The sequence below is a fragment of the Pseudomonas sp. IT-P44 genome, assembly GCF_949768225.1.
Lineage (GTDB): Bacteria > Pseudomonadota > Gammaproteobacteria > Pseudomonadales > Pseudomonadaceae > Aquipseudomonas > Aquipseudomonas migulae.
The window spans coordinates 245,175-255,345 of sequence record NZ_CATKQM010000057.1; the positions used below are offsets into that span (position 1 = coordinate 245,175).

Below are 10,171 nucleotides of genomic sequence, written 5' to 3' on the forward strand. Positions count from 1 at the left end.
CCACGAAAAATAAAAAAGTTCCCTTCCGGGACAAAAGAAATCAAAATCAGCGCCGATAGTAAATCAGCACCGATGTCGGGGCGGATTTACAGTTGAGGCAAGCCATTTGCGAGGTGAGCAATGGGCACAGTACAAGCAGCACGGCCAGCACAAACCCTTTACGTCACGATCCGTCGTGATGAATTGCGCCAGTTGAAAGACGAACGCGACCAGCTCAAACAGGAAGTCGAGCAATTGCGCCTGCTGACGCAAGGTATCCAGGCTCAGCCGATGCCTGTCACTTTGCGCGCTCCCCACGCCTGATCCCCTCGCCTGAATCGGAAGCAGCCAATCGCTGTTTCCGATACGCCATCACGATTTACCCGCGTTCAACAGCTCACAAAACTTTCACACGCCCTTGTTGATACTTCGGTCCTTTATGGCCGCCCGGTATCTGCGCGGCGCCTGTTCGTCGGCGACCTTCCCGTCCCGGCGGTGGAAGTGATTTCTGGCTGGAGCACGCAATGGCTTTGTATGAACGCAGCAATTCGACTGCGGACAAGTTTGATTGGGCAGGGTTTCTCTGGCTGTTTCTGTTCTTCTGGTATTTCTCCGGCATTACCCAACTGCTGATCCAATTGACGGGCACCTCCGGGTTCAGCGGTTTCCGCCAAGCCTTCACCATGAGCGCCATCTGGCTGGCGCCGATGCTGCTGTTTCCCCGCAAGACGCGTGTATTGGCGGCGCTGATCGGCGTGGTGCTGTGGGCCTGTTCCATGGCCAGTCTCGGTTACTTCTTCATCTATCAGCAGGAATTTTCCCAGAGCGTCATCTTCATCATGTTCGAGTCGAACATCTCTGAAGCCGGCGAGTACATGACCCAGTATTTTGCCTGGTGGATGGTGGCGGCATTTGTTGCCCACACGCTGTTCGCCTATTTCCTGTGGACCCGCTTGCGCCCGGTGTACATGCCCCGTGGTCGCGCATTGGTCGCCGCGACCGCCATTCTGGTGGCCGTGGTGGGTTATCCGCTGGCCAAGCAGACCGTTCACACCGGCAGTTTCGCCAGTGGTTTCGAGAAGTTCGAAACCCGTATCGAACCGGCAGTGCCGTGGCAGATGGCCGTGGCCTATCACCGCTACCTCGACACCCTGGCCGACATGCAGGGCATGCTCGACAGCGCGAGCAAGATTCCACCGCTGCACAATTTCAAGGATTCGATGGCCAATCAGCCCGCCACCCTGGTGTTGGTGATCGGCGAATCCACCAACCGTCAGCGCATGAGTCTCTACGGCTACCCGCGTGAAACCACGCCGGAACTGGACAAGCTCAAGGACCAACTGGCGGTCTTCAATAACGTCATCACCCCGCGCCCTTACACCATCGAGGCATTGCAGCAGGTCCTGACGTTCGCCGACGAAGAAAACCCGGACCTGTTCCTGTCGACGCCGTCGCTGGTCAGCATGATGAAACAGGCGGGCTACAAGACCTTCTGGATCACCAACCAGCAAACCATGACCAAGCGCAACACCATGCTCACGACCTTCTCCGAGCAGGCCGACGAGCAGGTGTACCTGAACAACAACCGCAACCAGAACGCCGCCCAGTACGATGGCGACGTGATCGAGCCGTTCAACAAGGCCCTGGCGGACGCGGCGCCACGCAAGTTGATCGTTGTGCATTTGCTCGGCACACACATGAGCTATCAGTACCGCTACCCATCGACCTTCGACAAGTTCAAGGACCGCAACGGCGTTCCGGCTGGCGTGCGTGACGATCAGTTGCCGACCTACAACAGCTATGACAACGCGGTGCTGTACAACGATTTCGTGGTTTCGAGCCTGATCAAGGATTACGCCAAGACCGATCCTAACGGCTTCCTGCTGTACCTCTCCGACCACGGCGAAGACGTTTTCGACTCTGCTGGTCACAATACGCTGGGTCGCAATGAGGCCAAGCCGACGGCGCCGATGTACACCATTCCATTCATGGCCTGGGCCTCGCCGAAATGGCGCGAAAACCATGACTGGAGCTTTGCCGGTGATCTGGGGCGGCCGTACAGCAGCTCGCACCTGATCCATACCTGGGCCGATCTGGCGGGCTTGAGCTTCGATGAACTGGATCGCAGCAAGAGCGTGGTCAGCGACAGTTTCAAGCCGCGCCCACTGCTGATTGGCAATCCTTATGAGCGCGAGCAGAAAGCGCTGATCGACTTCAGCCTGATCAAACCCAAGGTGAAGCCGACCCCGGCAGTCGCTCAGCAGTAGATCTGTAGGAGCGATGCTTGCTCGCGAAGGGGTTGGCCCAGTCAGCATAGATGTTGAATCTGCCGACCTCTTCGCGAGCAAGCTTCGCTCCTACAATTTCTCCGAAAGATAATAATTATTCTCGTTTATTGCTAAATACCCCCGCCCTCCTTCGTCTTTGAACAAACGGAATTTTTTCATTGACGACAAGGAGTCGGCCGCGATGTTCGCGCCTATCACCCGTTCCATGACCTTTACCCTTGGGTTTTGCAGTGCCGTACTAAGCCCGGACCTGCTGGCTGAAACCGACCCGGACAAACAACCCTCCGCCCTGGTACTCGGTGCCACCAGCGTCACGGCCCAAGGCTTGGGCAGCACCACCGAAAACACCGGGTCGTACACCACCGGCGCCATGAGCACCGCCACCCGCCTGAACCTGTCGATCAAGGAGACGCCACAATCGGTGTCCGTGATCACGCGCCAGCAAATGGACGACTTCAAACTCGACACGCTCTCCGACGCCATGCGCCAGACCACGGGCGTGGTGGTTCAGCACAACGACTCGGACCGGGTCGTCTATTCCTCCCGCGGCTACACGATCAACAATTTCCAGATCGACGGGATGCTCAACACCTTCAACTACATGAAGTCCGATTCCGACACCATCATCTATGACCGCATCGAAGTCGTGCGCGGTGCAACCGGCCTGACCACGGGCGCAGGCGACCCTTCGGCCACCATCAACATGGTGCGCAAGCGTCCGACGGCGCAGTGGGAAGCCAAAACCGGTGTCAGCGGCGGCAGTTATGACGATTACTACAGTTACGTCGATGTCGGCGGGCCGCTGGCGTTCGACGGACGCCTGCGCGGGCGCAGCGTGCTGGCCTACCGCGACAGTCATTCGGTACGCGACAAGTATCAGCTGCAACGGGAAGTCGGCTACGGGATTCTCGAAGCCGATCTGACCGACGATACGCTGCTCGCCGTGGGTTATGACTATCAGGACAAGCAGGTGCAGGGCACCTCCTGGGGAACCGTGCCCTACTGGAACGCAGACGGCAGCAAAGCCAACCTCGGCCGCTCCACCAACATGGCCACCCCCTGGAGTTCCTGGCCGCTGAAAGACAAGACCGCGTTCGCCACGCTGGATCAGCAACTGGGGATGGGCTGGCACCTCAAGGCGGCTTACACCCATCGCGAAAGCGACACCGACGGCAAGATTTACTACGGCGGTGGCGGCTTCCCCGAGGCGGATCGCAGCGGCATGATCGCCAACGTCAGCCACATGATCGGCACGCAAAAAATGAAGGCTTATGACTTCAACGTGTCCGGACCCTATTCATTGTTCGGGCGTGAGCACGAAATGATGCTCGGGTATGGCGAAGCCGAACGCAGCGACGAAAGCCCACACACCGTCGATGGCGCCCGCGCGAAGGACTACGAAAACGTACCCGACTGGAAGTACATGGGCGGCATCCCCAAATTCCCCGACACCGTCACCAGCCTGCGTGGCTCCAGCGACAACACCCGCCAAAAGGCCGGTTACCTGGCCACTCGCCTGACGTTGACCGACGATCTGCACGCCGTCCTCGGCAGCCGCTATGGCAGCTGGAAAGCGTCGAAAACGGCTAACAGTTACACCGACAATCTGCAGTTGAGCGAGTCTGAAGTTACCCGCCAGCAACACAACGACCTATGGACGCCATACGCCGGACTGCTGTACGACCTGACACCCGAATACACGGCTTACATCAGCTACACCGATATCTTCAAGCCACAAACCAACCGCGACAGTAGCCGCAAGTACCTCGAACCGGTGGTGGGCAGCAACTATGAACTTGGCCTCAAGGGCAGCCTGCTGGAAGAGCGACTGAACCTCGCCACCGCCGTGTTCTGGAGCAAACAGGACAATGTCGCCGAACGCGACGATTCGGTGCCGCCGGACCCGGTTACTGGCGAGGAGTTCTACACCTCCAGCGGTAAGGGCAACAAGGTTCAGGGGTTCGAGGCCGAGCTCTCCGGCGAGGTCATGCCGCACTGGAACATGACCGCCGGTTACACCTACACCCACTCGGTCAATGGCGAAGAAAAACGCACCAATACCAGTCAGCCGCTGAACCTGCTTCGGGTGTCGACTTCGTATCGCTTGCCTGGCGACTGGCAGGCCCTGACCGTGGGCGGTGCAGTGAACTGGCAAAGTGACGTTTACCGCGCCGCCAATCGCCCGGTCGGACGCAACGCCGCTGGCAATGTGATAACTGAACGCACAAACATCCGGCAAGGCGCGTACACCGTGGTCAACCTGATGTCACGTTACGAGTTCGACCCGCACCTGTCCGCCTCGCTCAACGTCGAGAACCTGTTCGACAAGAAGTATTACGACAACGTCGGTTTCTATAACGGTGTGTATTGGGGTGATCCGCGTACGGTGACACTGAGCCTGGACTGGAAACTCTAGGCGCAGTTAATTCCCAATCGACGAAATCGGCAGATAATGTTCTCGCGACATTGCTTCATGGATGAAAAGCACCCGATATCCGTTTTGGGAGGCGAACCATGAAATGTACACCCTTGATCGTTGCCAGCCTGATGACGTTCGTTTCGGTCAGCGCATTTGCCGAAGGTGGCGCAGAACGCATGCGCTATTACTACGAAAGCCTGCGGCTCAGCCAACAGGAGAATCAAAGCCAGCAAACCGCTGAGGTCCGGGTTCCGGACGATCAAACGGCGCAAGTGACCGAGCATTACAAACGCTAGATGTAGGAGCCAGGCTTGCCGGCGAAGGCGATTTCATATTGGGGTGATCCGCGTACGGTGACACTGAGCCTGGACTGGAAACTCTAGGCGCAGTTAATTCCCAATCGACGAAATCGGCAGATAATGTTCTCGCGACATTGCTTCATGGATGAAAAGCACCCGATATCCGTTTTGGGAGGCGAACCATGAAATGTACACCCTTGATCGTTGCCAGCCTGATGACGTTCGTTTCGGTCAGCGCATTTGCCGAAGGTGGCGCAGAACGCATGCGCTATTACTACGAAAGCCTGCGGCTCAGCCAACAGGAGAATCAAAGCCAGCAAACCGCTGAGGTCCGGGTTCCGGACGATCAAACGGCGCAAGTGACCGAGCATTACAAACGCTAGATGTAGGAGCCAGGCTTGCCGGCGAAGGCGATTTCAAATACGCCTTCGCCGGCAAGCCTGGCTCCTACGAAGAGCGCGATGCTACAACGCCTTGGTCCAGAACAGCATCCGGCCGTGCTCCGGATCGAACATGCCGGCGCTGAAGCCGAATTTAGCGTAGGACGACTGCGCCACGGCATTGCCTTCCAGCACCTCCAGCGTGATTTTGCAGCAGCCGCGCTGACGGGCGATTTCCTCGACCTTTTGCAGCATCTTCTGGCTCAGGCCCAATCCGCGAAACTGTTTCACCACCACCACGTCATGCACGTTGACCAATGGCCGACAGGCAAACGTCGAAAAACCTTCAAAGCAATTGACCAGCCCTGCCGGTTCACCCCCGACGAACGCCAGCACGCTGTACGCATGGGGACGTTTGGCGAGTTCCCTCGGAAGGTGCTCCAGCACCTCGGCCGGCAAAGAATGACCGATACCCATCGGGTCCTCGGCGTAATGATTCAACACCTGACCTATCGCCTCGGCATGCACCGGATTGGTGTAACTGGCCTGAAGCACTAGAATTTCTGCGGATTCCATTTCCACCTCGATTACACATGAATTGCCCCGGCGCGCAGATCGCGCCGCAGGGCACAGCGACCCTATCGCGAGTCCCGTTCATCGCGCAATCTTTAAACAGAGGTGCCCCAGATCAATGCTTCGGTCCACCCCAGCTCGGCGAAATCCGCCGCCCTCAGGCCCGACTCCCCGGCGCAGAAAAACTCGTCCAATTGTGGTGGCGCGACCGACGTGCCGCTGAGCATGGCGTGTACTTGCCCGCGATGATGGATCTGATGCTCGAGCAGATGAGACAGCAGGCGCAAACGGCTGTCGTATTGCGGCGTGTCTCGGGCGATTGTCACAATCTTGCCCAGGTCGGCGTCGCGCATTTGCTCGCAATAGGCGATCAGGCGGCGGTCAACCTGGGCCTGTTCGCGCTGCAGGTCAGCGGCAGTGGTGAACGGCTCGTCTTTGTTGAAGAACACCGTGCATTCAGGATGCGGAACATCGCCACGCAACTCCCGTTCCAGCGCATCCATGTAAAACCAGTCGCAGGTCAGGATGTGGTTGAGGGTCGCACGCAGGCTGGGGAAGAAACTGACGCGCGGCGCCGCCAGCTCCTCTGCGCTCAACTGGCTCCAGGCCTTGGCCAGTCGATGATTGGCCCAGGCATTCTGATAAGCCATGGTCAGCAAATGGTGGGACAAGGGCTGATTCATGTTCGCGGCTCCTTGGGTTCAAGCGTCGGCGAAACGTTGCAGCTGCATTTCCTGTAGGCGACTGAGTGTGCGGCGGAACGGGAATTCCAGATAGCCTTCGGTGTAGAGCGATTCCATCGGCACCTGGGCTTCGAGGTACAACGGCACTTTGCGGTCATAGCATTCGTCCACCAACGCGATGAAGCGCCGCACACCGTCGTCGTGCACCGACAATTGCGGCAACTCGCGATCACCCGCCACCACCCGCTCGACCCCGTCTTCGGTGCCACGGGCGATGCGGCCGGCGCGTTTTTGCGCGCTGAGGTTGGGCACGTCACTCAACAGAATAGCCCTGAAGGTGTCGCACAGGGCCATGAAATCCATGGCGGCAAAGGGTTGTTCACAGAGGTCGGCGTATCGGCTCCAGAGCACGGTTTCACTGGCCTGCACCACATTCAGCGAGCGGTAACCGACCTTGATCGGTTCACTGGAGACTGACTGGCCGGCGGTCAGCGCCTTGAACACATCTTCCAGCGCGCCGGGTTGCCTGGGCGCGGCGACCCAATAGCGCTGCAAACCAGCGCCGGGATGCAGGCGATGGTCTTCGCCGCCATCCACCGCGATCACCTGCATGTGCTGCTTGATCGCCTCGATCGCGGGCACGAAGCGGTCGCGGTTGAAGCCATCGGCGTACAGCATGTCCGGCGGCTGATTGGACGTGCAGACCACCACCACGCCCTCCTCGAACATCACCTGAAACAAGCGCCCGAGAATGATTGCGTCGCCGATGTCGTTGACGAACAGCTCATCGAAACACAACACGCGGACTTCTTCGCTCAGCTCGCGGGCCAGGGCTTTGAGCGGATCGGCGGTGCCGGTCAGCTGAAACGAGCGTTGATGCACCCACCCCATAAAATGGTGAAAGTGCTGGCGCCGGGCCGGGACCTGCAGGCTTTGGTAAAACTGATCCATCAGCCAGGTCTTGCCACGCCCGACGGGGCCCCACAGGTACACGCCCGTGACCGGCGTCTGACCTTCATGCAACGCTTCATGGCATTTTTGCAACGCCCAGACGGCATGTTCCTGGGCTTCGTCCTGGACGAAGCCCTTCTGTTCGATGGCGTGTTGCCAGGCGCTTAACGGGGAGTCGGCATTCATGCGCGGCAGTATGCCATCGTGACGCGACGTCTACAGTGAAATGTCCAGCCGGGCGATCTTGCCCTGCTCGTTCAGGCGAAACATGTAGCGCAATTCCAGCGGACTGCCGGGAAACGTCCCGGAGATCAGGTTGTGCACCAGCACCTTGCCGGTGCGCTGTTGTACGTCGAGCACTTCGACCTTTGGCTGGTAACGCCGGGCGGTGTCTTGCATCCATTGGGCGATAGCCTGGGTGCCAATCCGGTGTTGACCTTCATCGAACACATTGGCGTCCTCAGCGAAAAAACTGGCGACCGTCGAGGTGTCGCGGGCATTGGCGGCAGCAATGTAAGCGGCGATGGCGGGCGCCAGTGCAGAGGCAGGATGGGACATGGTGACAGCTCCTTGTTGGTTGATTCTGACGCCATGCTAGAACACGCCTGTGTCAGTTCTTGTCAGGAGTGAAACGCCCGGCTTCATCCAGTTGCATCTGCTTGCGCCAGGTGCGCAGCAGGTCGCTGCGCCGCCCCGGATAACGCTCGCCCTGCTCGCTCGCCGCCGAAATCCGGTCGGTACGAAAAGTCCGATAGGCGCCGCGCAACTCACACCAGGCGACGATGATCCGCACTTCATTGAGAAACCCCAGCGCCAGCGGCCAGATCAGCCGCTGACTCGGCACTTGCTGTGCGTCCGCATAGTCGATGTGCAGCTTGGCCTGATCGCGAATCGCCTGGCGAAACGCATTCAGCGGCACGGCATTTGGCGCGAAGCCATAACCGGGCGGGCCCGGCATTACCGTCGGGTTGCGTAGTGCGTCCAGCGCTTCGGGCGCCAGCACCGCAGCAATCTTGGCCAGCGCATCGGCCGCCGCTTTGCTCAACACTTCATCGCCGCGCTGATCCACGTAACGCAGCCCCAGCACGATGGCTTCGGTTTCATCGGCATTGAGCATCAACGGCGGCAGGAACAAACCGCTGCGCAACACGTAACCGATCCCCGCCTCACCGTAGATCGGCGCGCCCAGTGCGGTGAGTTCCGCGATGTCGCGATAGAGCGTACGCTCGGAAATCTCAAGCTCGCTGGCGAGTGTCGCCGCCGTGACCGGACGACTTTTACCGCGCAGCACTTGCAACAAGGTCAGTAAACGCGTGGTACGAGACACAATCGGCAGGCTCTGTGCAGAAATGATCTCGCAGATTAGCAGAGCCCCCTGTCAGAAAGTGGCAGTAACCACGGGCCCGTTTTGCCACTCATGAAAAAGCACCTTGACTGAATACATGACTGGCATCATCTTAAATACATGTCTTACGACATTTATATTAATCCGCAGCGTCTTCCTTCAGGAGTCATCCCATGCATTACAAAGTGTTCGGCCGAAAAACCGGCTTGCGCGTTGCGGAACTGGCGCTGGGTGCCGGTAACTTTGGTACCGGTTGGGGTCATGGCGCCGAGCGCGATGAAGCCAAGCGCATCTTTGATGGCTACCTGGAGGCCGGCGGTAATTTCATCGACACCGCCAATGGCTATCAGGGTGGCCAGTCGGAAGCCATGCTCAGTGAGTTCATCGCCGCTGAGCGCGATCGCCTGGTCATCGCCACCAAATACACGTTGGGGACTACACCGGCCGCAGGTATTTCCCACACTGGCAACAACCGCAAGAACATGGTCCGCGCCGTGGAAGAAAGCCTGACACGGCTCAAGACCGACCACATCGACCTGTTCTGGGCGCACATGAGCGACGGTGTCACGCCCATGGAAGAAATCCTCCGTGGTTTTGATGATCTTGTGCGCGCCGGCAAGATTCATTATGCCGGGCTATCGAACTTCCCGGCCTGGCGCATCGCCCGCGCCGATCTGCTGGCTGAAGTTCGCGGTTTTGCGCCGATTACCGCCATTCAGGTCGAGTACAGCCTCGCCGAGCGCACAGCCGAACGTGAACAACTGCCGATGGCCGAAGCGTTGGGGCTGGCCGCGACCTTATGGTCGCCGCTGGGTGGCGGGTTCCTGACCGGCAAATACCGCACCAACGACGAGAACAGCCGAGCCGCCAAACTGGGCATGCTGGTACACGCCGAGAAAAGTGCCCGCGAAACCGCCCTGCTCGACACCTTGCTCGCGGTCGCGGCGGAGCTGGACGCCAGCCCGACGCACGTGGCCATTGCCTGGCTGCGGGAAAAAGCCAAACGCTCGACCACGGCGCTGATTCCGATTCTGGGTTCGCGTACGCGTGAGCAATTGGATGCGACGTTGGGCGCGTTGGATGTGCAGTTGAGTGCCGATCAGTTGTCGCGGCTGGATGGCATCAGCGAAGTGGCGAAAGGTGTGCCGCATGAGTCCATTGCCGGTTCTTTTGCACGGTTCAGCGGGGGCGAAACCCTGGATGTGCCAATAATCCCGGTCGCCTGAAAAAGCTTCGCGGGGAAGCCACGCACCA

At 59.1% G+C, this 10,171-nt stretch carries 11 protein-coding genes; 6 read left to right on the plus strand and 5 right to left on the minus strand.

Translation table 11 applies throughout. The features are described from left to right. Window positions 1-120: 120 nt before the first annotated feature. From ACM6IO_RS24900 to ACM6IO_RS24920, 5 genes are all read left to right on the plus strand, one after another. Window positions 121-303: a DUF6026 family protein gene (locus ACM6IO_RS24900; RefSeq protein ID WP_008029917.1), complete on the plus strand. Its 183-nt coding sequence runs from the start codon at window positions 121-123 to the stop codon at window positions 301-303. A 200-nt stretch (window positions 304-503) separates the two neighbouring features. Continuing rightward, on the plus strand, window positions 504-2,246 hold the full coding sequence (locus ACM6IO_RS24905) for a phosphoethanolamine transferase CptA (protein WP_223480056.1): 1,743 nt from the start codon (window positions 504-506) through the stop codon (window positions 2,244-2,246). Window positions 2,247-2,448: 202 nt separating this feature from the next. Then, a complete protein-coding gene (locus ACM6IO_RS24910; protein ID WP_414912426.1) occupies window positions 2,449-4,683 on the plus strand; it encodes a TonB-dependent siderophore receptor in 2,235 nt (744 codons plus the stop codon). Between the two features lie 98 nt (window positions 4,684-4,781). After that, the gene (locus ACM6IO_RS24915) at window positions 4,782-4,982 is read left to right on the plus strand and encodes a hypothetical protein (protein WP_414912427.1); all 201 of its coding nucleotides are present in this window, start codon (window positions 4,782-4,784) and stop codon (window positions 4,980-4,982) included. Window positions 4,983-5,167: 185 nt separating this feature from the next. Beyond that, window positions 5,168-5,368 (plus strand): hypothetical protein, encoded by a 201-nt coding sequence (locus ACM6IO_RS24920; RefSeq protein ID WP_414912427.1) that lies wholly within the window; start codon window positions 5,168-5,170, stop codon window positions 5,366-5,368. 81 nt (window positions 5,369-5,449) lie between these two features. Here the strand turns inward: ACM6IO_RS24920 and ACM6IO_RS24925 are convergent, their stop codons facing one another. The 5 genes from ACM6IO_RS24925 to ACM6IO_RS24945 form a co-directional block, all read right to left on the minus strand. Beyond that, window positions 5,450-5,941, minus strand: coding sequence for a GNAT family N-acetyltransferase (locus ACM6IO_RS24925; RefSeq protein WP_223451646.1), 492 nt, complete (start codon window positions 5,939-5,941; stop codon window positions 5,450-5,452). 92 nt (window positions 5,942-6,033) lie between these two features. Further along, a complete protein-coding gene (locus ACM6IO_RS24930) occupies window positions 6,034-6,621 on the minus strand; it encodes a DinB family protein (protein ID WP_008040241.1) in 588 nt (195 codons plus the stop codon). An 18-nt stretch (window positions 6,622-6,639) separates the two neighbouring features. Then, on the minus strand, window positions 6,640-7,758 hold the full coding sequence (gene zapE / locus ACM6IO_RS24935) for a cell division protein ZapE (protein ID WP_414912428.1): 1,119 nt from the start codon (window positions 7,756-7,758) through the stop codon (window positions 6,640-6,642). A gap of 30 nt (window positions 7,759-7,788) precedes the next feature. Then, a complete protein-coding gene (locus ACM6IO_RS24940; protein ID WP_008040238.1) occupies window positions 7,789-8,130 on the minus strand; it encodes a nuclear transport factor 2 family protein in 342 nt (113 codons plus the stop codon). A 52-nt stretch (window positions 8,131-8,182) separates the two neighbouring features. Next, window positions 8,183-8,899 carry a helix-turn-helix transcriptional regulator gene (locus ACM6IO_RS24945; protein ID WP_192227094.1) on the minus strand — a complete coding sequence of 239 codons (717 nt, stop codon included), beginning with the start codon at window positions 8,897-8,899 and terminating at the stop codon, window positions 8,183-8,185. Between the two features lie 191 nt (window positions 8,900-9,090). Here ACM6IO_RS24945 and ACM6IO_RS24950 point away from each other — a divergent pair, with 191 nt between their 5' ends. Next, window positions 9,091-10,143 carry an aldo/keto reductase gene (locus tag ACM6IO_RS24950; RefSeq protein ID WP_414912429.1) on the plus strand — a complete coding sequence of 351 codons (1,053 nt, stop codon included), beginning with the start codon at window positions 9,091-9,093 and terminating at the stop codon, window positions 10,141-10,143. Window positions 10,144-10,171: the final 28 nt, after the last annotated feature.

What these genes read in the sequence shown, in the direction of transcription:
- zapE (WP_414912428.1), bottom strand. Translation starts at nt 7,758, where the DNA reads ATGAATGCCGACTCCCCGTTAAGCGCCTGGCAACACGCCATCGAACAG.
- ACM6IO_RS24940 (WP_008040238.1), bottom strand. Translation starts at nt 8,130, where the DNA reads ATGTCCCATCCTGCCTCTGCACTGGCGCCCGCCATCGCCGCTTACATT.
- ACM6IO_RS24900 (WP_008029917.1), top strand. Translation starts at nt 121, where the DNA reads ATGGGCACAGTACAAGCAGCACGGCCAGCACAAACCCTTTACGTCACG.
- ACM6IO_RS24920 (WP_414912427.1), top strand. Translation starts at nt 5,168, where the DNA reads ATGAAATGTACACCCTTGATCGTTGCCAGCCTGATGACGTTCGTTTCG.
- ACM6IO_RS24925 (WP_223451646.1), bottom strand. Translation starts at nt 5,941, where the DNA reads ATGGAATCCGCAGAAATTCTAGTGCTTCAGGCCAGTTACACCAATCCG.
- ACM6IO_RS24905 (WP_223480056.1), top strand. Translation starts at nt 504, where the DNA reads ATGGCTTTGTATGAACGCAGCAATTCGACTGCGGACAAGTTTGATTGG.
- ACM6IO_RS24910 (WP_414912426.1), top strand. Translation starts at nt 2,449, where the DNA reads ATGTTCGCGCCTATCACCCGTTCCATGACCTTTACCCTTGGGTTTTGC.
- ACM6IO_RS24915 (WP_414912427.1), top strand. Translation starts at nt 4,782, where the DNA reads ATGAAATGTACACCCTTGATCGTTGCCAGCCTGATGACGTTCGTTTCG.
- ACM6IO_RS24950 (WP_414912429.1), top strand. Translation starts at nt 9,091, where the DNA reads ATGCATTACAAAGTGTTCGGCCGAAAAACCGGCTTGCGCGTTGCGGAA.
- ACM6IO_RS24930 (WP_008040241.1), bottom strand. Translation starts at nt 6,621, where the DNA reads ATGAATCAGCCCTTGTCCCACCATTTGCTGACCATGGCTTATCAGAAT.